This window comes from Allobosea sp. Tri-44 (assembly GCF_004123845.1).
Taxonomy (GTDB): Bacteria; Pseudomonadota; Alphaproteobacteria; order Rhizobiales; family Beijerinckiaceae; genus Allobosea.
The window spans coordinates 405,125-430,011 of record NZ_NBDP01000003.1 but is presented as its reverse complement, the minus strand read 5'-3'; the positions used below and the strand labels follow the sequence as shown (position 1 = coordinate 430,011).

Here is a 24,887-nt window from a genome sequence, read left to right as displayed (position 1 = left end):
TCACCCGCCGAACGTCGAGGTCACGCTCTGGCCGCCCCGCGAGATCGTCACCTCCCAGGAGCGCTTGCGCTCGCGTGTCGCCAGCTCGATGTCGCGCGAGGCGTTGATGCGCTCACCATTGATCGCGACGATCAGATCGCCCTTGCGGAAGCCGACACGGGCGGCCGCGCTCCCTTCCTCGATCTCGCTGACGACGACGCCCTCGGTCGACAGGTCGATCGAGAGTTCCTCGGCGACGGCCGGCGACAGGTTCAGCACGGTCAGGCCGGTGAAGGGCGTGCGGCCGGCGACCTTGACCGGCTCGCGCGGGCGCGTCTCCGGCGCCGGCGTCAGCTTGACCGGGACGGTGATGCGCTTGCCGGCGCGCAGCACGGTGAGTTGCGTCGTGCCGCCAATCGGCCGGGTCGCAAAGCGGTAGCCGAAGCTCTCGGGATCGTCGACGCCGACGCCATCGACGGCGAGGATCACATCCGAGCGCTTGAGGCCGCCTTCGGCCGCCGGCCCCGACTCGACCACGCTGGCGACGACCGAGCCGGCCGGCCGGTCCAGCCCGAGCCCATCCGCGACGTCCTGGGTCAGCGCCTGCAACCGGGCCCCGAACCACGCCCGGCGTACGCTCGACGCCCCCGACTTCGCGCTTTCGATGACGACGCGGACCATGGCCGAGGGAATGGCGAAGCCGATGCCGACGCTGCCCCCCGACTTCGAGAAGATCGCGGTGTTGATGCCGGTGAGCCGGCCCTGCATGTCGACCAGTGCGCCGCCGGAATTGCCGGGGTTGATCGCCGCATCGGTCTGGATGAAGGACTGGGCGTCGCCGACACCGACCTGGGTGCGGGCCAGGGCCGAGATGATGCCCTGCGTCACCGTCTGGCCGACGCCGAACGGATTGCCGATCGCGAGCACGAGGTCGCCGATCTGCAGCGTATCGGAATCGCCGAGTTCGATCGCGGCGAGATCCTTGGCGCCCTTGAGCTTGAGCACGGCAAGATCCGTGCGCGGGTCGCGCAGCAGGATCGTCGCTTCGAACTCGCGCTTGTCGGCAAGCGCCACCTTGACCTCGGTCATGCCCTCGATGACGTGGTTGTTGGTGACCACCAGCCCGCCGGCATCGACGATCACGCCGGAGCCGAGCGAGCGCTGCACCTGCTCGCGCGGCAGGCCGAAGCCACCATCGCCGAAGAAGCGGCGGAAGAACGGGTCGTCCATGAACGGGTTCTGCGGCCGCCGCTCAACGCGCGCGCCATAGACGTTGACGACCGAGGGGGCCGTCTTCTGCACGACCGGCGCGAAGGACAGCGTGATCTGCTGGCGCGCCTCGGGCACCTGCCGGACCTGGGCGTGCGCCGGCATGAACACCCCGACGGACAATCCCAGACCGAGGGTCAAGGCGATAAACTGATCTCGATTCGGCATGATGGAACGGCGCATGCCGACCTCCTTCTTGAAACAAAATTGCTGCGTGGGACGTTAAGTTCTCGAACCGCCCCTCCGCGGCAGCATCCCGGATAGTCTCGAAAACACGCGCTGCGCGTTTCCGTTCCGGGCCGCAAAACACCCCGCCTTGCCCTCGAAAGGAGCAACGACGTGAGCCTCGTGCGCCTTGTTTATGCCAGCCGCAGCCGACTCGTCGAGGCAGATCGACGCGCCGAGCTCGCGCGCATTCTCGAGACGGCGCGGCGGCACAATGCCGAAAGGCATCTCACGGGTTTCCTGATGGCGACGCCGGGTGGATTTGCCCAGATCATCGAAGGCGAGACCGGCAATGTCGCGGAAACCTATGGCCGGATCATGGTCGATCCGCGCCATGGCGATCTGCGCCTGCTGGCGCAGGATACCGTCGCTCAACCGCAATTCGCCGGCTGGGCGATGGCCTTCGCCGAACACAACGAGACGACCCAGTTCATCTTCGGGCTCTATGGCGTCTCGCCGGAGGCCGAGATCTTCGAGCAGCCGCTCGACGTGCTGCTCGATCTTGCCGGCGAGCTCGCCAGCGCTCGCGCCTGAGCTTACTTCGCGTCGCTGAGCAGCACCTTGTATTTCTCGATCTCGACCGGAAGCATCTTGGCGACGAACTCCGGCGACATCTCGTCCTTCTCGGGGAGCACGGACGAAAGCTCCTTGAAACGCCCATGCAGCCTCTCGCTGGCGAGCGCAGTCCGCAGCGCCTCGTTCAGCCTGTCGATCACCGGCTGCGGCGTGCCCTTCGGTGCAAAGATCGCGTTCCAGCCCTGCGCCTGGAAGGCCGGCAGTCCGGCCTCAGCCGCGGTCGGCACGTCCGGCAAGCTCGGCAGGCGCTGCGGCGTCGCCACCACCAGGGCCTTGACCTTGTTGCCCTGGACGGCGCCAGAGAGCGAGGTCGCGGCATCGCAGACACCGTCGATCTGCCCGCCCATCAGATCGTTCAGCGCCGGCCCCGCACCGCGATAGCTCACCAGCGCCACGTCGAGCCCGGAGGCCTTGAGAAAATTGCGGCAGATCAGATAATTCGACGAGCCGACGCCGGCATGGCCGAGACTGATCTTGCCGGGATTCGCCTTGGCGTAGGCGAGGAACTCCTTGAGGTCCTTGGCCGGGAAGTCGAGCTTCAGCGCGATCATCGGCGAGGTCTTGGCGACGAGGCCGATCGGCACGAAGTCAGCCGGCGTGTACTTCAGGTCGTTGTAGATCGTGTAGGAAGCCGCATTGGTGCCGCTGTTGCCGATCACGATGGTGTAGCCGTCGGGCTCGGCCCGGGCCGCGCGCGTCAGCGCGGTCGCACCGCCCGCCCCACCCATGTTCTCCATCACGATGCGCTGGCCGAGAATCCGGCTCATCTCGTCGCCGACAAGGCGCGCGATCACGTCGGAGGAGCCGCCGGCGGCGAACGGCACCAGCATGTTGATCGGCTTCGATGGATACTTGTCCTGGGCCTGGGCCGGCAGGACCGCGATGGCAGCGAAAATGGCCAGAGCAGCGCGCTTCATGCGGATATCTCCCTCGTCCCGGGCCTGTTTCCCGATGGCGTTGTACCGCCCGGCCCGGTTCGGGATGACGCTAGCATCGACCCGGCGCAGCGAAAAGCGCGAGCGGGCGCAACAATGTCTCGTAGCAATCGCCCTGATTTGCGCGGGCAAAGAAAAAGGGCGGTCCGAAGACCGCCCTTTTAAAATGCTTGATGCCGGTGAGGCTCAGGCTGCCTGCTCGTCATCCGCCGTGAAGACCGGGCCGGAATCCTTGCCCTTGGCGTCGACGTCGCGATCGACGAACTCGATCACGGCGAGCGGAGCGTTGTCGCCGAAGCGGAAGCCCGCCTTCATGATGCGCAGATAGCCGCCATTGCGCTCCTTGTAGCGCGGGCCGAGCACCGCGAAGAGCTTGCCGACCAGAGCGACGTCCTTGATCTGCGCGATCGCCTGGCGGCGGGCATGCAGGTCACCGCGCTTGCCAAGCGTGATCAGCTTCTCGACGACCGGACGCAGGTCCTTGGCCTTCGGCAGCGTGGTGGTGATCTGCTCGTGCTTGATCAGGGCCTGGGCCATGTTGGCGAACATCGCCTGGCGATGCTCGACCGAGCGGTTGAAACGGCGACCGCGAAATCCGTGACGCATGTTTGGCTCCTTCGTTGCTTACGGCCGCCGTGCCACGGAACGGCCGTCCTTTATGCTCCGGCGTGATTTCACGCCGTGCGGGGATGGCGCGGGAAGCGGTCCCGCGCCGGGGTCTCAGTAGTGCTCTTCGAAGCGCTTCGCCAGCTCTTCGATGTTCTCCGGCGGCCAGCCTTGCACATCCATGCCGAGATGGAGGCCCATGGTGGCGAGCACTTCCTTGATCTCGTTCAGCGACTTGCGGCCGAAGTTCGGGGTGCGCAGCATCTCGCCCTCCGACTTCTGGATCAGGTCGCCGATATAGACGATGTTGTCGTTCTTCAGGCAGTTCGCCGAGCGGACGGACAGCTCGAGCTCGTCGACCTTCTTGAGCAGAGCCGGGTTGAATGGCAGCTGCGGCGCGGTCGAGACGGCCTCTTCCTTGCGCGGCTCTTCGAAGGTGATGAAGACGGCAAGCTGGTCCTGCAGGATGCGGGCGGCGAGCGCCAGCGCGTCCTCAGGGGTGACCGAGCCGTTGGTCTCGATCTGCATGGTCAGCATGTCGCGGTCGAGGTTCTGGCCCTCGCGGGTGTTCTCGACGCGGTAGGAGACCTTCTTGACCGGCGAGTAGAGGCTGTCGACCGGGATCAGGCCGATCGGCGCGTCCTCGGGACGGTTCTGCTCGGAGGGGACGTAGCCCTTGCCGGTGTTGACCGTGAACTCCATGCGGATCTCGGAGCCCTCGTCGAGCGTGCAGAGCACGAGCTCGGGGTTGAGGATCGAGACGTCGCCGATGGTGTTGATGTCGCCGGCGGTGACGGTGCCCGGGCCGGTCTTGCGCAGGGTCATGCGCTTGGGACCCTCGCCCTGCATCTTGATGGCGATCGCCTTGATGTTCAGGACGATGTCGGTGACGTCCTCGCGGACGCCAGGGATCGAGGAGAACTCATGCAGCACGCCGTCGATCTGGACGGCAGTGACGGCCGCGCCCTGGAGCGAGGAGAGCAGCACGCGGCGCAGCGCGTTGCCGAGCGTCATGCCGAAGCCACGCTCGAGCGGACGCGCAATCACGGTGGCCTGACGCTTCGGGTCGTCGCCGACCTTGACTTCGAGCTTGTTAGGCTTGGACAGATCCTGCCAATTCTTGCTGATCACGACCGCACTCCTGGTGATTCAATAATGGCGGCGGCGGGCCGCCCCGTACCGGCGTCCGCCCCTGCGGACGCCGCTTCGATCCAGCTTATGGCTCAGACGCGGCGACGCTTGCGCGGCCGGCAGCCATTGTGCGGGATCGGCGTCACGTCGCGGATCGAGGTGACGGTGAAACCGGCGGCCTGCAGCGCACGCAGCGCCGACTCACGACCCGAACCCGGGCCGGTGACCTCGACTTCGAGGGTGCGCATGCCATGCTCGGCAGCCTTGCGGGCGGCGTCTTCGGCGGCGACCTGAGCGGCATAGGGAGTCGACTTGCGCGAACCCTTGAAACCCATCGTGCCGGCGGACGACCACGAGATCGTGTTGCCCTGCGCGTCGGTGATGGTGATCATGGTGTTGTTGAACGAGGCGTTCACATGCGCGACGCCGGAAACGATGTTCTTGCGTTCGCGACGACGGACGCGTTGGGCTTCCTTGGCCATAGTCTGTTTCTTCCATCCTTCAGGCGCGCCCGTGATGCCAGGCGCTGGGGATATCGCCTGCCCGCAAGCGGGTCAGGCGACGTAAAATACGGCGGGCCGGTTGTCCGGCCCGCCGAAACTCACTTCTTCTTGCCGGCGATCGGCTTCGCCTTGCCCTTGCGGGTGCGGGCGTTGGTGTGGGTACGCTGACCACGCACCGGCAGCGAGCGGCGATGGCGCAGGCCGCGATAGCAGCCGAGGTCCATCAGGCGCTTGATGTTCATCGAGACTTCGCGGCGCAGATCGCCTTCGACGAGATAGTCGCGGTCGATCGTCTCGCGAATCTGGAGAACCTCGGCGTCGGTCAGCTGGTTGACCCGGCGCTCGGCGGCGATGCCGACCTTGGTGCAGATTTCCTGCGCCTTCTGGGCGCCGATGCCGTGAATGTACTGCAGACCGATGACGACGCGCTTGCCGGTCGGAATGTTGACGCCCGCGATACGAGCCATGTTCTTCACCTCTCCATTGCGGCCGCGACGCGAGGCGCCACGACAATGACAAGAACTCCGCGTCCGGTGGAGGCCGGCCCTTGCGGAGCGTTTGAACCCAGTCCACGCGAGAACGCGACGTCGACCCTTCTTGCGAAGGCATCGGCATCGCTCATCTGAAACCGGATTGCGCGCTGGTAGTCGGTTGGGCGCGCCCTGTCAACCCAGGCGCGCCCATCCATGCTTGCGTCACTTCTTCACCAGCGGACACTTGCTCTGCGACAGCGGCGCGATGATCTCGGCCGCCGGGATCTTGCGAACGACCTTGAAGTAGTCCCAGGGCGCCTTCGACTCCGACGGCGCCTTGGCCTCGACCAGCAGCATGTCGTTCAGCAGCCGGCCGTCCTCGCGGACCTTGGCACCGGGCGCATAGAAGTCATCGACAGGCAGCTCCTTCATCTTGGCCGCGACCGCCGGCCCTCCCGCCGTGCCCGCCGCCTTCACCGCCTTGAGATAATGCAGCACTGACGAATAGACGCTGGCCTGGATCATGCCCGGCATCTTCTTGGTTTTGGCCATATAGCGGTCGGCCCAGGCGCGGCTCGGCTTGTCGGCATCGTGGTAATAAGCCGTAGTGGTGATCAGCCCCTTGGCCTTGTCGAGCCCGAGCCCGTGCACGTCGCTCAGCACCACGACCATGGCCGCAAGCTTCTGGCCGCTGTCGACGAGGCCAAACTCGCCGGCCTGCTTGATCGAATTGATCGTGTCGGCGCCGGCATTGGCGAAGGCGACGATCTTGGCCTTGGAGGCCTGCGCCTGCAGCAGGAAGGACGAGAAGTCCGGCGTCGACAGCGGCGCACGCACGGTGCCGAGCGTCTTGCCGCCATTGGCCGCGACGATCGATTCGATGTCGGCGGTGAGCTGGTGGCCGAAGGCGTAGTCGGCCGCGATGATGTACCAGCTGTCGCCGCCCTCGCGCAGCACCGACAGCGCCGTGCCCTTGGCCGAGGTCGCCGTGTCGAAGGTCCACATGAAGCCGGTGGCCATGCAGTCCTCGTTGAAAAGGCGCGTCGTCGCCGGCCCGTTATAGAGCGCGACCTTCTGCTTCTCCTTCGCGATCCCCGCGACCGCGAGCGCGACCGCCGAATTGGTCAGGTCGGCGATCGCCGTGATGCCGTCGACATCGTACCAGCGCCGCGCCAGGCCGGCGGCGACGTCGGGCTTGTTCTGATGGTCGGCGGCGACGATCTCGATCGGCTTGCCCAGTACCGAGCCGCCGAAATCCTCGATCGCCAGCTTCGCCGCCTCGACCGAGCCGAGCCCGCCGAATTCGGCATAGTTGCCCGACTGGTCGTTGAGGATGCCTATCTTGACCGCATCCTGCGCCCGCGCTGTCGATGCGGCCGCGAGCAGCGCAGCCGCCATAAGGCAAGCAATCCGGTTCATGCCATCCTCCCGATCTCCGGCCGGTCGGGTTAGCCGGCGATGGCCTATGCCACCGACCCAGGGCTGCCGCCGCTGCCGTGTCTTTGGCCGTTATGGGCCTGCACGAAGTTCAGTTTCTGGGGGGAGATGTGTCAATTGCGGCAGCGGAGCGCTTAATCGCGCCTGCGCCGGCGCAAATGCGCACCGGTCTCCTCCTCGCCACCAGCAATCCGTCAATAGCGTGTGAAGGCGCGCCGCATGGCCTCGTCGATCTCCTCGCGCTGCTTGCGCAGTCTCTCGTCGAGTTCCCGCCGCTCCCGCTCGTAGCGGGCGTTCCATTCCTGCCATTCCCGCTTTCGCGCCAAGGCCTGGATCTGCGCGTCGGTCGACCAGATCCCCAGGAGATTGCTGCCTGCGACGACGATGCCGATCAGCGGCAGCACGATCTTGACCGTGTCCCAGGCCGAGAATGGTCGCGGCCCCTCTCCTGCCGCGACGACCTTCCGACCGGGCACGGCCGCCGCGTTATCTTCATCCGGCCAGCGCGCGGCATAGACGACCGGCACGCTCGGTCTTGGCCTGTCGGGCTCTCCGCCGAACGCGCGCCAGCGCGCCTCGACCGCTGCGCGCAGCTGCTGCGGTTCGACACTGACGAGCTCTCCATGCAGGGCGCACTGGATCATGTCGCCCCTCGGGATGAAGTTCGTCTGCGACCAGTAAGGCCCGCGCTGGAACAGCGATTTGATATGGAGGTTCGCCTGGTAGAACTGTTTGGAGACCAGGACCACGGTGACGTCGTGATAGTCGAGGTTCTGCGGATAGCGCGTCAGCCAGTGCCGGACCGTGATGTCGATCGTATCGACGCCCTTGATCTCGTGCCAGGGAATGAAGCTCTCCTTGCGCGATGACGACCAGCGTATGTGTGCCCCTTCGGGCGACAGCACATAGACCGGCTTGCCGCGGCGGGCACGGCGCAGAAGCGCGAAGGCTGTAAGTCCGATTCCGACAAGGATCGCGGCAAAGGCGCCGAAGGTCTCGTCCGGGGGCGGCCAGCCGGGAGATTTCAAGGCGAAGATGAAAAGGCCGCAGAAGCAGGTCAGCAAGCCGATCGGCAGCCAGCTCGCGAACTCCGCGTCTAGCCGGTATTCGAGCGTCTGATGGACATCCGAAGGATCGACCTGCACGGCCAGCCCGCCCGTTCTTCCAAGCCGCAGCATGCCACAACTCGGCGGCTTTGAAACGTCGGGCTTCGGGCGTCGCGATAGGGCGCGAGCTGCGACGGAAATCAGCGCTTCCGCACGAACTCCGTGCGCAGGACCAGGCCCTTGATGCCCTCGAAGCGGCAATCGATCTCTTCGGGGTTGTCCGTCAGCCGGATCGACCTGATCACCGTGCCCTGCTTCAGGGTCTGGTTGGCGCCCTTGACCTTGAGGTCCTTGATCAGCGCCACCGAGTCGCCATCGGTGAGGATATTGCCGGCGGCATCGCGAACCTCGGGCTTGAGCGCGGCGGCCGCAGCCGCCATCTCCGCTGCCGGGCGCCATTCACCGGTGGCCTCGTCATAGACGTAGTCGTCGTTACCGTCGGCCAAGAGCCTGCTCCACCGCAAGAAAAAGCCGCGCGGCGAGAACCGCGCGGCGTCCGAACTCAAATCAACATAGGGGCCTCAGCCCGCGAGCGCCTGCTCGATCGCTCCGGTGACCCGGTCGATCGGCTGCATGCCGTCGATCGGCGTGAGCTGGCCGCGCTTGTCGTAATAGGGCGCGACGATCGCGGTGTCGCGATTATAGGCATCGAGCCTGGTCTTGAAGACCTCCGGATCGTCGTCCTTGCGCACCGGCTGGCCGGCAGCCTTGGCCTCCTCGGCCCGGCGCACGATCCGGTCGACGAGCTTGCTCTGGTCGACCTTGAGCTCGAGCACCTTGTCGAGCTTCAGCCCCTTCTCAGCGAGCATGGCGTCAAGCGCCTCGGCCTGCGCCAGGGTGCGCGGGAAGCCGTCGAGGATGAAGCCGTTCTTCGCATCGGCTTCTTCAATGCGGTCGGCGACGATGCCGATGACGATCTCGTCCGAGACCAGTCCGCCGGCATCCATCACCGCCTTCGCCTTGAGGCCGACCGGGGTGCCGGCGGCTACCGCCGCGCGCAGCATATCGCCGGTCGAGAGTTGCGGAATACCGTGTTTCGCGACGATCCGTGTCGCCTGAGTGCCCTTCCCCGCCCCCGGCGGCCCCAGGAAAATCAGCCTCATCAGCGCCTTGCCCCCCTCAACTTCGCCTTCTTGACCAGGCCCTCATACTGATGGGCCAGGAGATGGCCGTGGACTTGAGCCACTGTGTCCATCGTCGTCGTCACCACGATCAGCAGCGAGGTGCCGCCGAGCAGGATGATCGGAATCTGGGCATAGGTGATCATGAACTCGGGGATCAAGCAGACGATAGTCAAATAGGCGGCGCCGAGCACGGTGATACGGGTCAGCACCCGGTCGATATGTTCGGCGGTGCGCTCGCCCGGACGGATGCCCGGCATGAAGCCGCCATGCTTCTTGAGGTTGTCCGCCGTCTCGACCGGATTGAACACGATCGCGGTGTAGAAGAAGCAGAAGAAGATGATCAGCGCCGCGTAGAGGAACATGAACAGCGGCCGGCCATGCGCGAGATAGGTCGCCATCGTCGACAGGATGCCGGTGCCGCCCGAGGCCTGGCTGAAGCTCGCGATCGTCGTCGGCAGCAGCAGCAGCGAGGAGGCGAAGATCGGCGGGATCACGCCAGCGGTGTTGAGCTTCAGCGGCAGGAACGAGGTCTGGCCCTCATACATCCGGTTGCCGACCTGGCGCTTGGGATAGTTGATCAGCAGGCGTCGCTGGGCGCGCTCGACGAAGACCACGAAGGCGATGACGCAGACCGCCATGACCAGCACCAGCAGCAAGAGGCCGGTCGAGACCGCGCCCTGGCGGCCGAGCTCGAGTGTCTGCGCCAGCTGCGCCGGGAACTCGGCGATGATGCCGGCAAAGATGATCATCGAGGTGCCGTTGCCGATGCCGCGGCTGGTGATCTGCTCACCGAGCCAGAGCAGGAACATCGTGCCGCCGACCAGGGTGATCGTGGTCGAGACCAGGAAGAACGGCCCCGGTTCCAGCACGAGATTGCCCGAGCCCTGCAAGCCCACACCGATGCCCCAGGCCTGGAACAGCGCCAGCACCAGCGTGAGATAGCGCGTGTACTGGTTGAGGATCTTGCGACCCGCCTCGCCTTCCTTCTTCAGCGCCTCGAAGGTCGGCACGACGCTGGAGAGCAGCTGGACGATGATCGAGGCCGAAATATACGGCATGATCGCCAGCGCGAAGATCGCGAGCCGACCGACCGCGCCGCCCGAGAACATGTTGAACAGGCCGAGCACGCCCGTCTGGCTCTGCTTGAACAGGTCGGCGACCGCCTCCGGGTTCATGCCGGGCAGCGGAATATAGGTGCCGAGCCGGTAGACGATCAGCGCCCCCAGCGTGAACCAGATCCGCTTCTTCAGCTCGTCGGCCTTGGCCAGCGCGCCGAAGTTCAGGTTTGCCGCAAGCTGTTCAGCCGCCGATGCCATGCGTCCGGTCCTTGGGTGAATTCTGGTCTCGAGCATGTTCCGCAAAAGTGGGGACCACTTTTGCGATGAGAACATGCTCAGCGATTCTCAGTCGGCGCGAATTCTGATCGCTCGACCGTTTCCGGTCGAGCGGAAAGCGCGCCAGACAGTCGAACGGCGGCCAAGGCTTCGGGCCCGGCCGCCGCTCGCGTTAGTCATGTAAGCGTGGAAGTCACGCCTGTGAAGCGGCAGCCGCCAGGATCTTGACCGTGCCGCCAGCCTTCTCGATCGCCTCGACCGCCGACTTCGACGCACCGGCAACCTCGAAAGCCAGCTTCGCCTTGAGCTCGCCGACGCCGAGGATCTTGACGCCGTCCTTGGCCTGCCGAGTGATGACGCCGGCGGCGACCAGCGCCTCGATCGTCACCGCGCCCTTGGCGTCCAGCTTGCCGGCCTCGACCGCCTGCTGGATGCGCCCGAGATTGACCTCGTTCAGATCCTTGGAGAACAGGTTGTGGAAGCCGCGCTTCGGGAGGCGCCGATAGAGCGGCATCTGGCCGCCCTCGAAGCCCTTGACCGCCACGCCGGCGCGAGCCTTCTGGCCCTTGACGCCGCGTCCGGCGGTCTTGCCCTTGCCGGAGCCGATGCCACGGCCGACACGCATGCGCGACTTGTGCGCGCCTTCGTTGTCACGGATCTCTGTGAGTTTCATCAGACGATCCCCTCACTTGCCGTCGACGACGCGCACGAGATGCCTGACCTTGTCGATCATGCCCCGTACGGCCGGCGTATCGACCAGGGTCGACTGCCGGCGGAGTTTGTTGAGGCCGAGACCGATCAGGGTCTGGCGCTGCGAAGCCTCGCGGCGGATCGGGCTACCGATCTGCTCGACGACGACGGTGGTGGTTGTAGCCTTTGCCATGATCCCACCCTCACGCTTCGGCCGCGGCATCGGTGCCGGCATCGCGACGACGCGTCTGCAGGGCCGAGACCTTGAGCGAGCGACGCGCGGCGACGCTGCGCGGGCTATCCTCGTTCTTCAACGCGTCGAAGGTGGCGCGCACGAGGTTGTAGGGGTTCGAGGAGCCGAGCGACTTCGACACCACGTCCTGCATGCCGACCGCCTCGAAGACGGCGCGCATCGGGCCGCCGGCGATGATGCCGGTACCGGCAGGCGCAGCGCGCAGGATGACCTTGCCGGCGCCGTGACGGCCCTGGACGTCATGATGCAGCGTGCGGCCGTCGCGCAGCGGGACGCGAACGAGGCCGCGCTTGGCGGCTTCCGTCGCCTTGCGGATCGCCTCAGGCACTTCGCGGGCCTTGCCGTGGCCGAAGCCGACGCGGCCCTTCTGGTCACCAACGACGACGAGGGCAGCAAAGCCGAAACGACGGCCGCCCTTCACCACCTTGGCAACGCGGTTGATGTGGACCAGGCGGTCCACGAATTCAGAATCGCGCTCTTCGCGAACCTGACGGTCACGAGATTCTCTCGCCATGTCTTCCTCTTACTTGCGCGGACGGTGCCGATCATGGCCCGCCGCTCGCTCGAGCGCCCCGGAATGGAGCGACTTTCCAAATGCGATATGCGGGAAGCCGGTAAGGCCTCCCGCATCCCGCGGTCTTCAACCAGTTAGAAGCTCAGCCCGCCTTCGCGAGCAGCTTCGGCCAGCGCCTTGACGCGGCCATGGTACATGTAGGCGCCACGGTCGAACACGACCTCCTTGACGCCGGCCTTGATCGCGCGCTCGGCAATGATCTTGCCGATCGCGGCCGCGGCCTCGACATTCGCGCCCGACTTGAAGTCGGCGCGGATATCCTTGTCGAGCGACGAGGCCGAAGCGAGCGTCAGCCCCTTCGCATCGTCGATGACCTGCGCATAGATCTGCTTGCCGGTGCGATGCACTGACAGGCGGGCGCGGCCATTGGCCACTGCCTTGATTGCGCGGCGGACGCGGGCCTTGCGGCGCGCAGTCGCAACTGTCTGCTTGCTCATGGCTGGCGTCCTTACTTCTTCTTGCCTTCCTTGCGGAAGATGAATTCGCCGGCGTACTTGACGCCCTTGCCCTTATAGGGCTCGGGACCGCGATAGTCGCGGATCTCGGCGGCGGTCTGGCCGACGACCTGCTTGTCGATGCCGACGACGACGATTTCCGTCGGCTTCGGCGTCGTGATCGTCACCCCGGCCGGGATTTCATAGTCGATGTCGTGGCTGTAGCCGAGCGACAGCTTCAGCACCTTGCCGTTGACGGCGGCCTTGTAGCCGACGCCGTTGATCTCGAGCTTCTTTTCGAAGCCCGCGGTGGTGCCGACGACCAGGTTGTTGATGCGAGCCCGCGAAGTGCCCCAGAGGGCGCGGGCGCGCTTGGTCTGCGAGCGCGGCTGGACGGCAATGGCGCCGTTCTCCAGTGCAACCGAAACCTCGACGGGAACTTCGAAGGACAGTTCGCCCTTCGAGCCCTTGATCTTGACCAGCTGGCCCGAGACATTGGCGGTGACGCCAGCCGGGACCGAAACAGGCTTCTTACCGATACGAGACATTGGATCTCTCCTGAGCAGCGGCCTGAAGGTCAGAAGACCTTGCAGAGCACTTCGCCACCCACGTTCTGCTCGCGGGCAAGATGATCGGACATCACGCCCTTGGGCGTGGAGACGATGGTGACGCCGAGGCCGTCGGCCACGCGCGGCATGGTCTCGACCGAGGAGTAGACGCGACGGCCGGGCTTCGACACGCGCGAGATCGACCGGATGACCGGCTGTCCCTCGTGGTACTTCAGCTCGATGTCGAACTCGGTGCGGCCGTTGCCGAACTCGGTGGTCGAATAGCCACGGATGTAGCCTTCCGACGCCAGCACGTCCAGAACGCGGGCGCGCAGCTTCGAGCCCGGGGTGGAAACGCGCGACTTGCGCCGCATCTGCGCATTGCGGATGCGGGTCAGCATATCGCCAAGCGGATCGATGATCGCCATGATGCTACCTCCTCACCAGCTCGACTTGACGAGGCCGGGAACCAGCCCCTTGTTGCCGAGCTCGCGCAGAGCAACGCGCGACATCTTCAACTTGCGATAAAAAGCGCGCGGGCGGCCGGTGACTTCGCAACGGTTGCGCACGCGGATGCCGGCAGAATTGCGCGGCAGTTCGGCCAGCTTCAGGCGAGCAAGGAAGCGCTCGTCCATCGACTGGTTCTCGTCATTAGCGATCGCGAGAAGACGCGCACGACGGCCCGCGAATTTCTTCACGAGCGCCTTGCGGCGGTTGTTGTTCTCGACGGAGCTTTTCTTAGCCATCGATATCTCCTGGTTTCCGCGTATGAGCCCGAGGGCTCACTGCCGGAACGGGAAGTTGAAGTGCTTGAGCAGGGCACGCGCCTCGTCATCCGACTTGGCAGTCGTGCAGACGATCACGTCCATACCCCAGACCTGGTCGACCTTGTCGTAGTTGATCTCGGGGAACACGATGTGCTCCTTGATCCCGAGCGCGAAATTGCCGCGCCCGTCGAACGACTTCGGGTTGAGACCGCGGAAGTCGCGCACACGCGGCAAGGCAATGGTGACGAGCCGATCGACGAACTCGAACATCTTGGTCTTGCGCAGCGTGACCTTGCAGCCGACCGCCATGTTCTCGCGCAGCTTGAAGCCGGCGATGGCGAGGCGGGACTTGGTGATGACCGGCTTCTGACCGGCGATCATGGCGAGGTCGCCGGCGGCGTTGTCGACCTTCTTGCGGTCGGCAGTCGCTTCACCAACGCCCATGTTGATGACGACCTTCTCAAGGGTCGGCACTTCCATGACGTTCTTGTAGCCGAACTCGGCGATCATCGCGGGACGGACGACGTCCTCGTAATGCTTCTTCATGCGCGGCGAGAGAGCCGCCTGCTGATTCTCAGCCATCGATCAGATCCCCCGAACGCTTGGCGAAACGGACCTTGCGGCCGTCATCGAGCACCTTGAAGCCGACGCGGGTCGGCTTGCCGTCCTTCGGATCGGCGACGGCCAGGTTCGACAGATCGATCGTGGCCTCCTTGCTGATGATGCCGCCCTCGGACTGGGCAGTAGCCTTGGTGTGCTTCTTGACCAGGTTCACGCCGCGCACGACGGCGCGGGCGTCCTTCGGCAGGACCTGAAGCACTTCGCCGTTCTTGCCCTTGTCGCGGCCGGCGAGCACGACGACCTTGTCGCCCTTTTTGATTTTCGCAGCCATCACAACACCTCGGGAGCGAGCGAAATGATCTTCATGTGGTTCTTGGCGCGCAGCTCGCGCGGAACCGGTCCGAAGATACGGGTGCCCACAGGCTCCTTCTGGTTGTTGATCAGCACGGCCGCATTGCGGTCGAAGCGGATCACCGAACCGTCGGGGCGCTTGATGTCCTTGGCGGTGCGCACGACGATCGCCTTCATGACGTCGCCCTTCTTCACGCGGCCGCGCGGGATGGCTTCCTTGATGGAAACCACAATGATGTCGCCGATGCGGGCATAGCGCCGCTTCGAGCCGCCGAGAACCTTGATGCACATCACGCGGCGGGCGCCGGAATTGTCGGCGACCTCGAGATTGGTCTGCACCTGGATCATGGCCTTGATCCTTCCATCTGTGTATCAGCGCGGTTTCCGGGCAAAGGCGGAGTGCCTGAGCCCGGACTACGACTGACGGGGGTCGCTTTGCCCCCTGGCCTCAATGATTTGACTTACGCCTTGGGAGCGTTGTCGAGCACAACCCAGCTTTTCAGCTTGGAAATGGGCTTCGACTCCTCGATCCAAACCGAGTCACCGACCTTGAACGACCCCGCCTCGTCATGGGCGTGATAGTTCTTCGAACGGCGCACCGTCTTCTTGAGGAGCGGGTGCGTATAACGCCGCTCGACCTTAACCACAACAGTTTTGTTCTGCTTGTCGCTGACGACGACGCCCTGCAGCACGCGCTTCGGCATTGTCCTACTCCTCAGGCGCTCACTGCCGCGGTCTTGGACCGCTGCAGTGTCTTGATGCGGGCGATATCCTTGCGCACTTCGGTGACCCGAGCGGTATTCTCGAGCTGGCCGGTCGCGCGCTGGAAACGCAGGTTGAACTGCTCCTTCTTGAGCTTGAGAAGCTCGTCCTGGAGCTGGTCCGCGCTCATCACCTTGATGTCGGACAGGCGTTGCGTAGCTTTCATGTCGCCCTCCTTACTCGGCGATGCGTTGGATGAAACGGGTCTTGATCGGCAGCTTGGCGGCACCGAGACGGAGCGCCTCGCGGGCGATATCCTCCGGCACGCCGTCGAGCTCGAACATGATCCGGCCCGGCTTGACCTTGGCCGCCCAGAATTCGGGCGCTCCCTTGCCCTTACCCATGCGGACTTCGGTCGGCTTCTTGGAAACCGGCACGTCCGGGAAGATGCGGATCCAGACCCGGCCCGCGCGCTTCATGGCGCGGGTGATGGCACGACGGGCCGCCTCGATCTGGCGGGCCGTGACGCGCTCCGGCTCCTGGGCCTTCAGGCCGAACTGGCCGAAATTGAGATCCGTACCGCCCTTGGCGACGCCGGAAATGCGTCCCTTGAACTGCTTACGGAACTTAGTGCGCTTTGGTTGCAGCATGGCTCTTCTCGATCAGCCTTACGCAGCCTGCTCGCGACGTTCGCGACGCTCACCACCCGAGCGGCCGCCCTCGTCCGAGAGGCGCTTGTCCTGGGCCATCGGGTCGTGTTCGAGGATCTCGCCCTTGAAGATCCAGACCTTGATCCCGCACGTACCATAGGTCGTGAAGGCAGTGGCGACGCCGTAGTCGACGTCGGCGCGCAGCGTATGCAGCGGCACGCGGCCCTCGCGATACCATTCGAGGCGGGCGATTTCAGCGCCACCCAGACGGCCCGAGCAGTTGATGCGGATGCCCTCGGCGCCCAGACGCATCGCCGACTGAACGGCGCGCTTCATGGCGCGACGGAAAGCGACGCGGCGCTCGAGCTGCTGAGCGATCGAATCGGCGACCAGGGTCGCGTCGATCTCCGGCTTGCGCACCTCGACGATGTTGATGGTGACGTCGGCAGACGTCAGCTTCGACACGGTCTTGCGCAGCTTCTCGATGTCGGCGCCCTTCTTGCCGATCACCACGCCCGGACGAGCCGAGTGGATGGTGACGCGGCACTTCTTGTGCGGACGCTCGATGATGATCTTCGAGACAGCAGCCTGCTTCAGCAGCTTCATCAGGGCGGCGCGGATCGCCATGTCCTCATGGAGCAGCTTGCCGTACTCGCCCTTCTGAGCGAACCAGCGCGAATCCCAGGTCCGGTTGATGCCGAGACGAAGGCCGATCGGATTGATTTTCTGACCCATCGTTCTCTCCTCAGGCCTTCGCAGCCTGAACTTCGCGCACCACGATCGTGATGTTGGCGAAGGGCTTCATGATGCGGGCGCCACGGCCGCGAGCGCGGGCATGGAAGCGCTTCATGACGAGCGCCTTGCCGACGAAAGCCTGGGACACGACGAGGTCGTCGACGTCGAGATCATGATTGTTCTCGGCGTTGGCGATCGCGCTCTGCAGGCACTTGCGCACATCGGTCGAGATCCGCTTGCGCGAGAACTCGAGATCGGAGAGCGCGGTCGAGACCTTCTTGCCGCGAATGAGCTGGGCGAGAAGGTTCAGCTTCTGCGGGGAAACGCGCAGGTTGCGCGCGACCGCCTTGGCCTCGTTCTCGGGCAGCGCACGGGGGGCGGAGGGCTTACCCATGGCTTACTTCCTCTTCGCCTTCTTGTCGGCCGCGTGGCCGGGGAAGGTGCGCGTCGGCGAGAACTCGCCGAACTTGTGGCCCACCATTTCCTCGGAGACGTTCACCGGCACATGCTTGTGGCCGTTGTAGACGCCGAACGTCAGACCGACGAACTGCGGCAGGATCGTGGAGCGACGGCTCCAGATCTTGATGACTTCAGACCGGCTCGCCGAACGGGCGACCTCGGCCTTCTTCAGGAGGTATCCGTCGACAAACGGACCTTTCCAAAGCGAACGCGCCATGACGGACCTCAGTTCTTCTTCTTGCGGGCGTGACGGCTCGACACGATGAACGTATCGGTCCGCTTGTTCGAGCGGGTCTTCTTGCCCTTGGTCGGCAGACCCCAGGGCGTGACCGGATGACGGCCGCCCGAGGTGCGGCCTTCGCCGCCGCCGTGCGGATGGTCGACCGGGTTCATCGAGACACCACGGTTGTGCGGACGACGTCCGAGCCAGCGCGAGCGCCCGGCCTTGCCGTCATTCCGGTTCATGTGGTCGGGGTTCGAGACCGCGCCCACCGTGGCATAGCACAGGCCGCTGATCAGGCGCTGCTCGCCCGAGTTCAGGCGGACGATGACATAGCCCTGGTCGCGGCCGACGATCTGGGCGTAGTTGCCCGCCGAACGTGCCAGCGCCCCACCCTTGCCGATCTTGAGCTCGACATTGTGGACGATCGTGCCGATCGGCAGCGTGCCCATCGGGGCAGCGTTGCCGGGCTTCACGTCGACGCTGTCGCCGGCGACGACGCTGTCGCCGACGGCCAGGCGCTGCGGCGCCAGGATGTAGGACAGCTCGCCATCCTGATACTTGATCAGCGCGATGAAGGCCGAGCGGTTCGGATCATACTCGATCCGCTCGACGGTCGCCGGCACGCCGGCCTTGCCGCGGCGCTTGAAATCGATCAGGCGCAAGGTGCGCTTGTGGCCACCGCCGCGGAAGCGGACGGTGATGCGGCCGAGATTGTTGCGGCCGCCCGAGGACGACTTGCCCTCGGTCAGCGCCTTGACCGGCTTGCCCTTGTAGAGCTCGCTGCGGTCGACGATCACGAGCTGGCGAAGGCTCGGCGTGATCGGCTTGAAACTCTTCAAAGCCATGATGACGATCCTTCCCTCAGAGCCCAGTGGTCACGTCGATGGAGTGACCTTCTTCGAGGGTCACGACCGCCTTCTTGACGTCCGAACGCTGGCCGAGCCGGCCCCGGAAGACCTTCATCTTGCCTTCGGTGACCATCGTGTTGACGCTCTTGACCTTGACGTCAAAGAGCTTCTCGATCGCCGCCTTGATCTGCGGCTTGGTCGCGGTCTTCGCTACCTTGAAGACGACCTTGTTGTGCTCCGAGAGCATGGTCGCCTTTTCGGTGATCACCGGGCCACGAATGACGTCGTAGTGGCGCGGATCCAGATTCTTGGACTGGCTCATTTGAAGCGCGCCTCCAGCGCATCGACAGCCGAGCGCGTCAGCACGAGCTTGTCGCGACGCAGGATGTCATAGACGTTGATGCCCTGGATCGGCAGCACGTCGACGTTCGGGATCGAACGCGCCGCCAGGCCGAAGTTCACATCGATCTCGGCGCCGCCGATCACCAGCGCGCTCGACAGGTCGAGCTTGCCGAAATGGCCCAGAAGCACCTTGGTCTTCGGCTCGGCGAGCTTGACGTCGTCGATGATGATCAGACCCGCGTCCTTGGCCTTGGCCGAGAGCGCGTGGCGCAGCGCCAGCGCCTTGACCTTCTTGGGCAGGTCATGGGCGTGGTCGCGCACGACCGGACCGAAGGCCTTGCCGCCGCCGCGGAACTGCGGAGCCGAAGCTGCACCGTGACGAGCGCCGCCGGTACCCTTCTGCTTGTAGATCTTCTTGCGGGTGCGGTCGACTTCCGAACGGCCCTTGGTCTTGTGCGTGCCGGCGCGGCGCTTGGCGAGCTGGTAGCGCACCATGCGGGCGAGCAGGTCGGCGCGCGGCTCGAGGCCGAAGATCGCATCCGAAAGCTCGACCGAGCCGGCCTTGCCGCCGTCAAGAGTGACGATATCGAGTTTCATCACACGTTCTCCTCAGCCTGCGCCGCAGGAGCCTCGACAATGTCGGCCTTGCCCTCGCCGGAGACCTTGAACTTGCCCGGCAGCGGGGCGTCCTTCGGCAGCGAGCGCTTGACTGCGTCGCGGACATGGATCCAGCCGCCGGCGACGCCGGGGACGGCGCCTTCGACCAGGATCAGGCCGCGCTCGGCGTCCGTCTGGACGACGCGCAGGTTCTGCGTGGTGACGCGCTCGACACCGAGATGGCCCGGCATCTTCTTGTTCTTGAAGGTCTTGCCCGGGTCCTGACGGCCACCGGTCGAACCGATCGAACGATGCGAGACCGAGACGCCGTGCGTGGCGCGCAGGCCGCCGAAGTTCCAGCGCTTCATACCGCCGGCGAAGCCCTTGCCGGTGGTCGTGCCGGAAACGTCGACGAACTGGCCGACGACGAAGTGGTCGGCGGTGAGCTCGGCGCCGACCGGGATCAGCGCGTCATCGCTGACGCGGAACTCGACGATCTTCTGCTTCGGCTCGACCTTGGCCACGGCGAAGTGGCCGCGCTGCGCCTTCGAGACGTTCTTGACCTTGGCCAAGCCCGACCCGAGCTGCACGGCGACATAGCCGTTCTTCTCGATCGTGCGATGCGCGACGACCTGGCAGTTGTCGAGCTTCAGCACGGTGACCGGGATGTGCTCGCCGGCATCGGTGAAGATGCGGGTCATCCCGACTTTCTGTGCAATCACACCGGAACGCATCGGTGCATACCTTCCCTTGGGGTCATGTCCATCCGGGAAACCCGGAAACAGAGGACCCGATGATGGATCAGAGCTTGATTTCGACGTCGACGCCGGCGGCGAGATCAAGCTTCATGAGGGCGTCGACCGTCTGGGGGGTCGGATCGACGATATCGAGAACCCGCTTGTGGGTCCGCATCTCGAACTGCTCGCGCGACTTCTTGTCGATGTGCGGCGAGCGGTTGACGGTGAACTTCTCGATCAGCGTCGGCAGCGGAATCGGGCCGCGGACCTGAGCGCCGGTGCGCTTCGCCGTCGAGACGATCTCGCGCGTCGACGCATCGAGGATGCGATGGTCGAACGCCTTGAGGCGGATCCGGATATTCTGACCGTTCATGGTCGTGTTATCTCCGTGACGTGAAAAGGCGAAAGCCCAGAAGGGCTCTCGCCCCCAGATCAGCCGTTACGCGATGATCGTTGCGACGACGCCGGCACCGACGGTGCGGCCGCCCTCGCGGATGGCGAAGCGCAGCTTCTCTTCCATCGCGATCGGCACGATCAGGTGCACTTCCATGGCGATGTTGTCGCCAGGCATCACCATCTCGGTGCCCTCGGGCAGGTGCACCACGCCGGTCACGTCCGTCGTGCGGAAGTAGAACTGCGGGCGGTAGTTGGTGAAGAACGGGGTGTGGCGGCCGCCCTCCTCCTTGGTCAGGATGTAGGCCTCGGCCTTGAACTTGGTGTGCGGCTTGACCGAACCCGGCTTGCACAGCACCTGGCCGCGCTCGACGTCCTCGCGCTTGGTGCCGCGCAGCAGCGCGCCGATGTTGTCGCCCGCCTGGCCCTGGTCGAGCAGCTTGCGGAACATCTCGACGCCGGTCACCGTCGTCTTCACCGTGTCCTTCAGGCCGACGATCTCGATTTCCTCGCCGACCTTGACGATGCCGCGCTCGACGCGGCCGGTCACCACCGTGCCACGACCCGAGATCGAGAACACGTCCTCGACCGGCATCAGGAAGGGCTGGTCGATCGGGCGCTCGGGCTGCGGGATGTAGGCGTCGACCGTCTTCATCAGCTCGAGCACCGCGTCATGGCCGATCGCCGGCGTCACGCCGTCGAGCGCAGCCTTGGCCGAGCCCTTGGTGATCGGGATGTCGTCGCCCGGGAAGTCGTACTTCGACAGAAGCTCGCGGATCTCCATCTCGACGAGCTCGAGCAACTCGGCGTCGTCGACGAGATCGACCTTGTTCATGAACACCACCAGCGCGGGAACGCCGACCTGGCGTGCCAGCAGGATGTGCTCGCGGGTCTGCGGCATCGGGCCGTCGGCGGCCGACACCACCAGGATCGCGCCGTCCATCTGCGCGGCGCCGGTGATCATGTTCTTCACATAGTCGGCGTGCCCGGGGCAGTCGACGTGCGCATAGTGGCGGGCCGAGGTCTCGTACTCGACGTGAGCCGTCGAGATCGTGATGCCGCGCGCCTTCTCCTCGGGCGCCTTGTCGATCTGGTCATACGCCGTGAACGACGCGCCACCCGACTCCGCCAGAACCTTCGTGATCGCAGCCGTCAACGACGTCTTGCCATGGTCGACGTGACCAATCGTGCCAATGTTGCAGTGCGGCTTCGTCCGAGCAAACTTCTCTTTGGCCATGTCAGCCTCCGTCAGATCTTCTCAAGTGTTCCGTGTAATGCGTTGTTCAATCAGGCGTATTTGGCCTGGACCTCAGCAGCGACCGCGGACGGCACCTGCTCGTAGTGATCGAACTGCATCGTGTAGTTGGCGCGGCCCTGGCTGAACGAACGCAGCTGGTTCACGTAGCCGAACATGTTCGCCAGCGGCACCATCGCGTTGACCACGACGGCGTTGCCGCGCATGTCCTGGCCCTGGATCTGGCCGCGCCGCGAGTTCAGGTCGCCGATGACCGAGCCGGTGTAGTCTTCAGGCGTCACCACCTCGACCTTCATGATCGGCTCGAGCAGCACCGAGCCGCCCTTCTGCAGACCCTCGCGCAGAGCAGCGCGGGAGGCGATCTCGAAGGCGAGAGCCGACGAGTCGACCTCGTGGAAGGCGCCGTCGATCAGCGTGACCTTGACGTCGACCACCGGGAAGCCGGCGAGCACGCCGGAACCGATGACCGAGTTGAGGCCCTTCTCGACGCCGGGGATATACTCCTTCGGCACCGAGCCGCCGACGACCTTCGACTCGAACTCGAAGCCCTTGCCGGTCTCGTTCGGCTCGATGACGAGCTTGACGCGGGCGAACTGGCCCGTACCGCCGGTCTGCTTCTTGTGAGTGTAGTCGATCTCGGCCTTCTTGGTCAGCGTCTCGCGATAGGCAACCTGCGGCGCGCCGATATTGGCGTCGACCTTGTAGGTCCGGCGCAGGATGTCGACCTTGATGTCGAGGTGCAGCTCGCCCATGCCCTTGAGGATGGTCTGGCCGCTCTCCTGGTCGGTCGAGACGCGGAAGGACGGATCCTCGTTCGCGAGCTTCGACAGCGCCAGGCCCAGCTTCTCCTGGTCGGCCTTGGACTTCGGCTCGATCGCGATCGTGATGACCGGCTCGGGGAATTCCATGCGCTCGAGGATCACGGCGTGGACCGGGTCGCACAGCGTGTCGCCGGTGCGGACGTCCTTGAGGCCGGCCAGGGCGACGATGTCGCCGGCATAGGCCTCCTTGATGTCCTCGCGGTTGTTCGCGTGCATCAGCAGCATGCGGCCGACGCGCTCTTTCTTGTCGCGCGTCGAGTTGATCACACCCTGGCTGGTCTCGACCTTGCCCGAATAGACGCGGCAGAAGGTGATGGTGCCGACGAAGGGGTCGTCCATGATCTTGAAGGCGAGCATGGAGAAGGGATCCTCGTCCGTCGGGTGACGAACGGTCTCTTCCTCGGTCTTGAAGTCGATACCCTTGATGTCGCCACGATCGACCGGCGACGGCAGGAAGTCGACGACGGCGTCGAGCAGAGGCTGCACGCCCTTGTTCTTGAAGGCCGAGCCGCAGAGCACCGGGTGGAAGGCACGGCGCTGCACGGCGGTACGAACCAGCCGGCGCAGGGTCTCGGCATCCGGCTCGGTGCCGTCGAGATAGGCTTCCATGGCCGCATCGTCCATCTCGACGGCGGCTTCGAGCAGCTTATGACGGTATTCGACAGCCTTGTCGGCGAGATCGGCCGGGATCTCCTTCTCTTCGAAGGAGGCACCGAGCGCCTCGCCGTTCCAGACGATCGCCTTCATCTTGATAAGGTCGATGACGCCGGCGAAGTTCGACTCCGAACCGATCGGGATCTGCAGGCAGACGGGCTTGCCGGCGACGCGGTCGATGATGTCCTGGACGCAGCGATAGAAATCGGCGCCGATCTTGTCCATCTTGTTGACGAACACGACGCGCGGAACGTCATACTTGTCGGCCTGGCGCCAGACAGTCTCGGTCTGGGGCTCAACGCCCTGGTTGCCGTCGAGCACGCAGACGGCGCCATCGAGCACGCGCAGCGAACGCTCCACCTCAATGGTGAAGTCGACGTGGCCGGGGGTGTCGATGATGTTCAGGCGATGATCGCGCCACAGGCAGGTCGTCGCGGCAGAGGTGATCGTGATGCCACGCTCCTGCTCCTGCGCCATCCAGTCCATGGTGGCGGCGCCGTCATGGACTTCGCCGATCTTATGGCTCTTGCCGGTGTAGAACAGGATACGCTCGGTCGTCGTCGTCTTGCCCGCATCAATGTGGGCCATGATGCCGAAGTTACGATAGCGATCGATGGGATGAGAACGGGGCATAGGAATGCTCTGTCTTTCCGGGTCGGAACGGACGAATTACCAGCGGTAGTGCGAGAAGGCGCGGTTGGCTTCCGCCATCCGGTGCGTGTCTTCGCGCTTCTTGACGGCGTTGCCACGATTGTTCGCGGCATCCATCAGCTCGGACGAGAGACGCTCGACCATGGTGCGGTCGTTGCGGCCACGAGCAGCGGCGATCAGCCAGCGGATCGCGAGAGCCTGGCGGCGCTCGGTGCGAACCTCGACCGGGACCTGATAGGTCGCACCGCCGACACGGCGGGAGCGAACCTCGATCGCCGGGGCGACGTTCTCGAGCGCAGTCTTGAAGACGGCGAGCGGGTCGCTCTTCAGCTTACCCTCGATGATGTCGAAGGCGCCGTAGACGATGCCTTCGGCAGTCGACTTCTTGCCTTCGTACATGACGGAATTCATGAACTTGGTCACGATCACGTCGCCGAACTTGGCGTCCGGGATGATCTCGCGCTTTTCGGCACTGTGGCGGCGGGACATCGTCTAGTCTCCGGTCAAATCTCAAAAGCTGCGAACCGGCTGGGGCATCTTGCCCCGCCGGTCGGGCAGGAAAATTACTTCGGACGCTTGGCGCCGTACTTCGAACGGCGCTGCTTGCGGTTCTTGACGCCCTGCGTGTCGAGCACGCCGCGCAGGATGTGGTAGCGCACGCCGGGAAGGTCCTTGACGCGGCCACCGCGGATCATGACGACCGAGTGCTCCTGAAGGTTGTGGCCTTCACCCGGGATGTAGCCGATCACCTCGAAGCCGTTGGTCAGGCGCACCTTGGCGACCTTGCGGAGCGCCGAGTTCGGCTTCTTCGGGGTCGTCGTATAGACACGCGTGCAGACGCCGCGCTTCTGCGGGCAATTCTCGAGCGCCGGAGCGGTGTTACGCGCCTTGACCGGCGAACGGGGCTTGCGGATCAGCTGGCTGATTGTCGGCATTTAAGGCCT

At 64.9% G+C, this 24,887-nt stretch carries 37 protein-coding genes; 1 reads left to right on the top strand and 36 read right to left on the bottom strand.

The window, feature by feature from the left end; translation table 11 throughout:
• Positions 1 to 1,353, bottom strand: a complete 1,353-nt coding sequence (locus B6S44_RS02160; RefSeq protein ID WP_248309433.1) for a DegQ family serine endoprotease — start codon at positions 1,351 to 1,353, stop codon at positions 1 to 3.
• A 234-nt stretch (positions 1,354 to 1,587) separates the two neighbouring features.
• Here B6S44_RS02160 and B6S44_RS02155 point away from each other — a divergent pair, with 234 nt between their 5' ends.
• On the top strand, positions 1,588 to 2,007 hold the full coding sequence (locus B6S44_RS02155; protein ID WP_164985684.1) for a BLUF domain-containing protein: 420 nt from the start codon (positions 1,588 to 1,590) through the stop codon (positions 2,005 to 2,007).
• Between the two features lie 2 nt (positions 2,008 to 2,009).
• Here B6S44_RS02155 and B6S44_RS02150 read toward each other — a convergent pair whose 3' ends face one another.
• From B6S44_RS02150 to rpsL, 35 genes are all read right to left on the bottom strand, one after another.
• Positions 2,010 to 2,966, bottom strand: coding sequence for a tripartite tricarboxylate transporter substrate-binding protein (locus tag B6S44_RS02150; protein WP_129155114.1), 957 nt, complete (start codon positions 2,964 to 2,966; stop codon positions 2,010 to 2,012).
• Between the two features lie 204 nt (positions 2,967 to 3,170).
• Positions 3,171 to 3,590 (bottom strand): 50S ribosomal protein L17, encoded by a 420-nt coding sequence (gene rplQ, locus B6S44_RS02145; RefSeq protein WP_126110536.1) that lies wholly within the window; start codon positions 3,588 to 3,590, stop codon positions 3,171 to 3,173.
• A 114-nt stretch (positions 3,591 to 3,704) separates the two neighbouring features.
• Positions 3,705 to 4,721: a DNA-directed RNA polymerase subunit alpha gene (locus B6S44_RS02140; RefSeq protein ID WP_110489267.1), complete on the bottom strand. Its 1,017-nt coding sequence runs from the start codon at positions 4,719 to 4,721 to the stop codon at positions 3,705 to 3,707.
• A gap of 92 nt (positions 4,722 to 4,813) precedes the next feature.
• Positions 4,814 to 5,203 carry a 30S ribosomal protein S11 gene (gene rpsK, locus B6S44_RS02135; protein WP_043237079.1) on the bottom strand — a complete coding sequence of 130 codons (390 nt, stop codon included), beginning with the start codon at positions 5,201 to 5,203 and terminating at the stop codon, positions 4,814 to 4,816.
• A 119-nt stretch (positions 5,204 to 5,322) separates the two neighbouring features.
• Positions 5,323 to 5,691 (bottom strand): 30S ribosomal protein S13, encoded by a 369-nt coding sequence (gene rpsM, locus B6S44_RS02130; RefSeq protein ID WP_129155113.1) that lies wholly within the window; start codon positions 5,689 to 5,691, stop codon positions 5,323 to 5,325.
• A gap of 228 nt (positions 5,692 to 5,919) precedes the next feature.
• Positions 5,920 to 7,116: an ABC transporter substrate-binding protein gene (locus tag B6S44_RS02125; RefSeq protein WP_248309394.1), complete on the bottom strand. Its 1,197-nt coding sequence runs from the start codon at positions 7,114 to 7,116 to the stop codon at positions 5,920 to 5,922.
• Positions 7,117 to 7,328: 212 nt separating this feature from the next.
• A complete protein-coding gene (locus tag B6S44_RS02120) occupies positions 7,329 to 8,312 on the bottom strand; it encodes a hypothetical protein (RefSeq protein ID WP_129155112.1) in 984 nt (327 codons plus the stop codon).
• A gap of 68 nt (positions 8,313 to 8,380) precedes the next feature.
• On the bottom strand, positions 8,381 to 8,686 hold the full coding sequence (locus B6S44_RS02115; protein ID WP_129155111.1) for an alkylphosphonate utilization protein: 306 nt from the start codon (positions 8,684 to 8,686) through the stop codon (positions 8,381 to 8,383).
• Between the two features lie 75 nt (positions 8,687 to 8,761).
• On the bottom strand, positions 8,762 to 9,343 hold the full coding sequence (locus B6S44_RS02110) for an adenylate kinase (protein WP_129155110.1): 582 nt from the start codon (positions 9,341 to 9,343) through the stop codon (positions 8,762 to 8,764).
• Positions 9,343 to 10,680 carry a preprotein translocase subunit SecY gene (gene secY / locus B6S44_RS02105; RefSeq protein WP_129155109.1) on the bottom strand — a complete coding sequence of 446 codons (1,338 nt, stop codon included), beginning with the start codon at positions 10,678 to 10,680 and terminating at the stop codon, positions 9,343 to 9,345. The genes B6S44_RS02110 and secY overlap by 1 nt, the downstream gene beginning before the upstream one ends.
• Before the next feature lie 211 nt (positions 10,681 to 10,891).
• On the bottom strand, positions 10,892 to 11,371 hold the full coding sequence (gene rplO, locus B6S44_RS02100; protein WP_129155108.1) for a 50S ribosomal protein L15: 480 nt from the start codon (positions 11,369 to 11,371) through the stop codon (positions 10,892 to 10,894).
• 12 nt (positions 11,372 to 11,383) lie between these two features.
• On the bottom strand, positions 11,384 to 11,581 hold the full coding sequence (gene rpmD / locus B6S44_RS02095) for a 50S ribosomal protein L30 (RefSeq protein WP_129155107.1): 198 nt from the start codon (positions 11,579 to 11,581) through the stop codon (positions 11,384 to 11,386).
• 10 nt (positions 11,582 to 11,591) lie between these two features.
• A complete protein-coding gene (gene rpsE / locus B6S44_RS02090) occupies positions 11,592 to 12,155 on the bottom strand; it encodes a 30S ribosomal protein S5 (RefSeq protein ID WP_110489261.1) in 564 nt (187 codons plus the stop codon).
• A 134-nt stretch (positions 12,156 to 12,289) separates the two neighbouring features.
• Positions 12,290 to 12,652 carry a 50S ribosomal protein L18 gene (gene rplR, locus B6S44_RS02085; RefSeq protein WP_126110520.1) on the bottom strand — a complete coding sequence of 121 codons (363 nt, stop codon included), beginning with the start codon at positions 12,650 to 12,652 and terminating at the stop codon, positions 12,290 to 12,292.
• 11 nt (positions 12,653 to 12,663) lie between these two features.
• Positions 12,664 to 13,197, bottom strand: a complete 534-nt coding sequence (gene rplF / locus B6S44_RS02080; RefSeq protein ID WP_129155106.1) for a 50S ribosomal protein L6 — start codon at positions 13,195 to 13,197, stop codon at positions 12,664 to 12,666.
• A gap of 29 nt (positions 13,198 to 13,226) precedes the next feature.
• On the bottom strand, positions 13,227 to 13,625 hold the full coding sequence (gene rpsH / locus B6S44_RS02075; protein WP_110489258.1) for a 30S ribosomal protein S8: 399 nt from the start codon (positions 13,623 to 13,625) through the stop codon (positions 13,227 to 13,229).
• 12 nt (positions 13,626 to 13,637) lie between these two features.
• A complete protein-coding gene (gene rpsN, locus B6S44_RS02070; protein ID WP_057193250.1) occupies positions 13,638 to 13,943 on the bottom strand; it encodes a 30S ribosomal protein S14 in 306 nt (101 codons plus the stop codon).
• Between the two features lie 36 nt (positions 13,944 to 13,979).
• Complete coding sequence (gene rplE, locus B6S44_RS02065) at positions 13,980 to 14,546, bottom strand: 50S ribosomal protein L5 (RefSeq protein ID WP_110489256.1); 567 nt, start codon at positions 14,544 to 14,546, stop codon at positions 13,980 to 13,982.
• Positions 14,539 to 14,856 carry a 50S ribosomal protein L24 gene (gene rplX / locus B6S44_RS02060; RefSeq protein ID WP_057193254.1) on the bottom strand — a complete coding sequence of 106 codons (318 nt, stop codon included), beginning with the start codon at positions 14,854 to 14,856 and terminating at the stop codon, positions 14,539 to 14,541. Before rplX ends, rplE begins: the two co-directional genes overlap by 8 nt.
• Positions 14,856 to 15,224 (bottom strand): 50S ribosomal protein L14, encoded by a 369-nt coding sequence (gene rplN, locus B6S44_RS02055; RefSeq protein WP_057193256.1) that lies wholly within the window; start codon positions 15,222 to 15,224, stop codon positions 14,856 to 14,858. The genes rplX and rplN overlap by 1 nt, the downstream gene beginning before the upstream one ends.
• Before the next feature lie 113 nt (positions 15,225 to 15,337).
• Positions 15,338 to 15,580: a 30S ribosomal protein S17 gene (gene rpsQ, locus B6S44_RS02050; protein WP_091842255.1), complete on the bottom strand. Its 243-nt coding sequence runs from the start codon at positions 15,578 to 15,580 to the stop codon at positions 15,338 to 15,340.
• 11 nt (positions 15,581 to 15,591) lie between these two features.
• Positions 15,592 to 15,804 (bottom strand): 50S ribosomal protein L29, encoded by a 213-nt coding sequence (rpmC, locus tag B6S44_RS02045; RefSeq protein ID WP_110489255.1) that lies wholly within the window; start codon positions 15,802 to 15,804, stop codon positions 15,592 to 15,594.
• Positions 15,805 to 15,814: 10 nt separating this feature from the next.
• Positions 15,815 to 16,228 (bottom strand): 50S ribosomal protein L16, encoded by a 414-nt coding sequence (gene rplP, locus B6S44_RS02040; RefSeq protein WP_056799002.1) that lies wholly within the window; start codon positions 16,226 to 16,228, stop codon positions 15,815 to 15,817.
• Between the two features lie 18 nt (positions 16,229 to 16,246).
• Positions 16,247 to 16,963, bottom strand: coding sequence for a 30S ribosomal protein S3 (rpsC, locus tag B6S44_RS02035; RefSeq protein WP_126110515.1), 717 nt, complete (start codon positions 16,961 to 16,963; stop codon positions 16,247 to 16,249).
• 10 nt (positions 16,964 to 16,973) lie between these two features.
• Positions 16,974 to 17,357 (bottom strand): 50S ribosomal protein L22, encoded by a 384-nt coding sequence (rplV, locus tag B6S44_RS02030; RefSeq protein WP_126110514.1) that lies wholly within the window; start codon positions 17,355 to 17,357, stop codon positions 16,974 to 16,976.
• A 3-nt stretch (positions 17,358 to 17,360) separates the two neighbouring features.
• Entirely contained in the window at positions 17,361 to 17,639 is a 279-nt protein-coding gene (gene rpsS / locus B6S44_RS02025) for a 30S ribosomal protein S19 (RefSeq protein WP_091842265.1), read from the bottom strand.
• A gap of 8 nt (positions 17,640 to 17,647) precedes the next feature.
• Positions 17,648 to 18,490, bottom strand: coding sequence for a 50S ribosomal protein L2 (gene rplB, locus B6S44_RS02020; protein ID WP_129155105.1), 843 nt, complete (start codon positions 18,488 to 18,490; stop codon positions 17,648 to 17,650).
• Between the two features lie 16 nt (positions 18,491 to 18,506).
• Entirely contained in the window at positions 18,507 to 18,815 is a 309-nt protein-coding gene (locus B6S44_RS02015; protein ID WP_110489252.1) for a 50S ribosomal protein L23, read from the bottom strand.
• The gene (gene rplD, locus B6S44_RS02010) at positions 18,812 to 19,432 is read right to left on the bottom strand and encodes a 50S ribosomal protein L4 (RefSeq protein WP_110489251.1); all 621 of its coding nucleotides are present in this window, start codon (positions 19,430 to 19,432) and stop codon (positions 18,812 to 18,814) included. Before rplD ends, B6S44_RS02015 begins: the two co-directional genes overlap by 4 nt.
• A complete protein-coding gene (gene rplC, locus B6S44_RS02005) occupies positions 19,432 to 20,166 on the bottom strand; it encodes a 50S ribosomal protein L3 (protein WP_126110510.1) in 735 nt (244 codons plus the stop codon). Before rplC ends, rplD begins: the two co-directional genes overlap by 1 nt.
• Positions 20,167 to 20,233: 67 nt before the next feature.
• Positions 20,234 to 20,542 carry a 30S ribosomal protein S10 gene (rpsJ, locus tag B6S44_RS02000; RefSeq protein ID WP_043237115.1) on the bottom strand — a complete coding sequence of 103 codons (309 nt, stop codon included), beginning with the start codon at positions 20,540 to 20,542 and terminating at the stop codon, positions 20,234 to 20,236.
• Between the two features lie 66 nt (positions 20,543 to 20,608).
• The gene (tuf, locus tag B6S44_RS01995; RefSeq protein ID WP_129155088.1) at positions 20,609 to 21,799 is read right to left on the bottom strand and encodes an elongation factor Tu; all 1,191 of its coding nucleotides are present in this window, start codon (positions 21,797 to 21,799) and stop codon (positions 20,609 to 20,611) included.
• Between the two features lie 50 nt (positions 21,800 to 21,849).
• A complete protein-coding gene (gene fusA / locus B6S44_RS01990) occupies positions 21,850 to 23,925 on the bottom strand; it encodes an elongation factor G (protein ID WP_129155104.1) in 2,076 nt (691 codons plus the stop codon).
• Between the two features lie 36 nt (positions 23,926 to 23,961).
• Complete coding sequence (gene rpsG / locus B6S44_RS01985; protein WP_110489247.1) at positions 23,962 to 24,432, bottom strand: 30S ribosomal protein S7; 471 nt, start codon at positions 24,430 to 24,432, stop codon at positions 23,962 to 23,964.
• A gap of 74 nt (positions 24,433 to 24,506) precedes the next feature.
• The gene (gene rpsL, locus B6S44_RS01980) at positions 24,507 to 24,878 is read right to left on the bottom strand and encodes a 30S ribosomal protein S12 (protein ID WP_057189964.1); all 372 of its coding nucleotides are present in this window, start codon (positions 24,876 to 24,878) and stop codon (positions 24,507 to 24,509) included.
• Positions 24,879 to 24,887 lie beyond the last annotated feature (9 nt).

What these genes read in the sequence shown, in the direction of transcription:
- B6S44_RS02160 (WP_248309433.1), bottom strand. Translation starts at nt 1,353, where the DNA reads ATGCCGGCGCACGCCCAGGTCCGGCAGGTGCCCGAGGCGCGCCAGCAG.
- B6S44_RS02150 (WP_129155114.1), bottom strand. Translation starts at nt 2,966, where the DNA reads ATGAAGCGCGCTGCTCTGGCCATTTTCGCTGCCATCGCGGTCCTGCCG.
- rplQ (WP_126110536.1), bottom strand. Translation starts at nt 3,590, where the DNA reads ATGCGTCACGGATTTCGCGGTCGCCGTTTCAACCGCTCGGTCGAGCAT.
- rpsK (WP_043237079.1), bottom strand. Translation starts at nt 5,203, where the DNA reads ATGGCCAAGGAAGCCCAACGCGTCCGTCGTCGCGAACGCAAGAACATC.
- rpsM (WP_129155113.1), bottom strand. Translation starts at nt 5,691, where the DNA reads ATGGCTCGTATCGCGGGCGTCAACATTCCGACCGGCAAGCGCGTCGTC.
- B6S44_RS02125 (WP_248309394.1), bottom strand. Translation starts at nt 7,116, where the DNA reads ATGAACCGGATTGCTTGCCTTATGGCGGCTGCGCTGCTCGCGGCCGCA.
- B6S44_RS02120 (WP_129155112.1), bottom strand. Translation starts at nt 8,312, where the DNA reads ATGCTGCGGCTTGGAAGAACGGGCGGGCTGGCCGTGCAGGTCGATCCT.
- B6S44_RS02110 (WP_129155110.1), bottom strand. Translation starts at nt 9,343, where the DNA reads ATGAGGCTGATTTTCCTGGGGCCGCCGGGGGCGGGGAAGGGCACTCAG.
- secY (WP_129155109.1), bottom strand. Translation starts at nt 10,680, where the DNA reads ATGGCATCGGCGGCTGAACAGCTTGCGGCAAACCTGAACTTCGGCGCG.
- rplO (WP_129155108.1), bottom strand. Translation starts at nt 11,371, where the DNA reads ATGAAACTCACAGAGATCCGTGACAACGAAGGCGCGCACAAGTCGCGC.
- rpmD (WP_129155107.1), bottom strand. Translation starts at nt 11,581, where the DNA reads ATGGCAAAGGCTACAACCACCACCGTCGTCGTCGAGCAGATCGGTAGC.
- rpsE (WP_110489261.1), bottom strand. Translation starts at nt 12,155, where the DNA reads ATGGCGAGAGAATCTCGTGACCGTCAGGTTCGCGAAGAGCGCGATTCT.
- rplR (WP_126110520.1), bottom strand. Translation starts at nt 12,652, where the DNA reads ATGAGCAAGCAGACAGTTGCGACTGCGCGCCGCAAGGCCCGCGTCCGC.
- rplF (WP_129155106.1), bottom strand. Translation starts at nt 13,197, where the DNA reads ATGTCTCGTATCGGTAAGAAGCCTGTTTCGGTCCCGGCTGGCGTCACC.
- rpsH (WP_110489258.1), bottom strand. Translation starts at nt 13,625, where the DNA reads ATGGCGATCATCGATCCGCTTGGCGATATGCTGACCCGCATCCGCAAT.
- rpsN (WP_057193250.1), bottom strand. Translation starts at nt 13,943, where the DNA reads ATGGCTAAGAAAAGCTCCGTCGAGAACAACAACCGCCGCAAGGCGCTC.
- rplE (WP_110489256.1), bottom strand. Translation starts at nt 14,546, where the DNA reads ATGGCTGAGAATCAGCAGGCGGCTCTCTCGCCGCGCATGAAGAAGCAT.
- rplX (WP_057193254.1), bottom strand. Translation starts at nt 14,856, where the DNA reads ATGGCTGCGAAAATCAAAAAGGGCGACAAGGTCGTCGTGCTCGCCGGC.
- rplN (WP_057193256.1), bottom strand. Translation starts at nt 15,224, where the DNA reads ATGATCCAGGTGCAGACCAATCTCGAGGTCGCCGACAATTCCGGCGCC.
- rpsQ (WP_091842255.1), bottom strand. Translation starts at nt 15,580, where the DNA reads ATGCCGAAGCGCGTGCTGCAGGGCGTCGTCGTCAGCGACAAGCAGAAC.
- rpmC (WP_110489255.1), bottom strand. Translation starts at nt 15,804, where the DNA reads ATGAAAGCTACGCAACGCCTGTCCGACATCAAGGTGATGAGCGCGGAC.
- rplP (WP_056799002.1), bottom strand. Translation starts at nt 16,228, where the DNA reads ATGCTGCAACCAAAGCGCACTAAGTTCCGTAAGCAGTTCAAGGGACGC.
- rpsC (WP_126110515.1), bottom strand. Translation starts at nt 16,963, where the DNA reads ATGGGTCAGAAAATCAATCCGATCGGCCTTCGTCTCGGCATCAACCGG.
- rplV (WP_126110514.1), bottom strand. Translation starts at nt 17,357, where the DNA reads ATGGGTAAGCCCTCCGCCCCCCGTGCGCTGCCCGAGAACGAGGCCAAG.
- rpsS (WP_091842265.1), bottom strand. Translation starts at nt 17,639, where the DNA reads ATGGCGCGTTCGCTTTGGAAAGGTCCGTTTGTCGACGGATACCTCCTG.
- rplB (WP_129155105.1), bottom strand. Translation starts at nt 18,490, where the DNA reads ATGGCTTTGAAGAGTTTCAAGCCGATCACGCCGAGCCTTCGCCAGCTC.
- B6S44_RS02015 (WP_110489252.1), bottom strand. Translation starts at nt 18,815, where the DNA reads ATGAGCCAGTCCAAGAATCTGGATCCGCGCCACTACGACGTCATTCGT.
- rplD (WP_110489251.1), bottom strand. Translation starts at nt 19,432, where the DNA reads ATGAAACTCGATATCGTCACTCTTGACGGCGGCAAGGCCGGCTCGGTC.
- rplC (WP_126110510.1), bottom strand. Translation starts at nt 20,166, where the DNA reads ATGCGTTCCGGTGTGATTGCACAGAAAGTCGGGATGACCCGCATCTTC.
- rpsJ (WP_043237115.1), bottom strand. Translation starts at nt 20,542, where the DNA reads ATGAACGGTCAGAATATCCGGATCCGCCTCAAGGCGTTCGACCATCGC.
- tuf (WP_129155088.1), bottom strand. Translation starts at nt 21,799, where the DNA reads ATGGCCAAAGAGAAGTTTGCTCGGACGAAGCCGCACTGCAACATTGGC.
- fusA (WP_129155104.1), bottom strand. Translation starts at nt 23,925, where the DNA reads ATGCCCCGTTCTCATCCCATCGATCGCTATCGTAACTTCGGCATCATG.
- rpsG (WP_110489247.1), bottom strand. Translation starts at nt 24,432, where the DNA reads ATGTCCCGCCGCCACAGTGCCGAAAAGCGCGAGATCATCCCGGACGCC.
- rpsL (WP_057189964.1), bottom strand. Translation starts at nt 24,878, where the DNA reads ATGCCGACAATCAGCCAGCTGATCCGCAAGCCCCGTTCGCCGGTCAAG.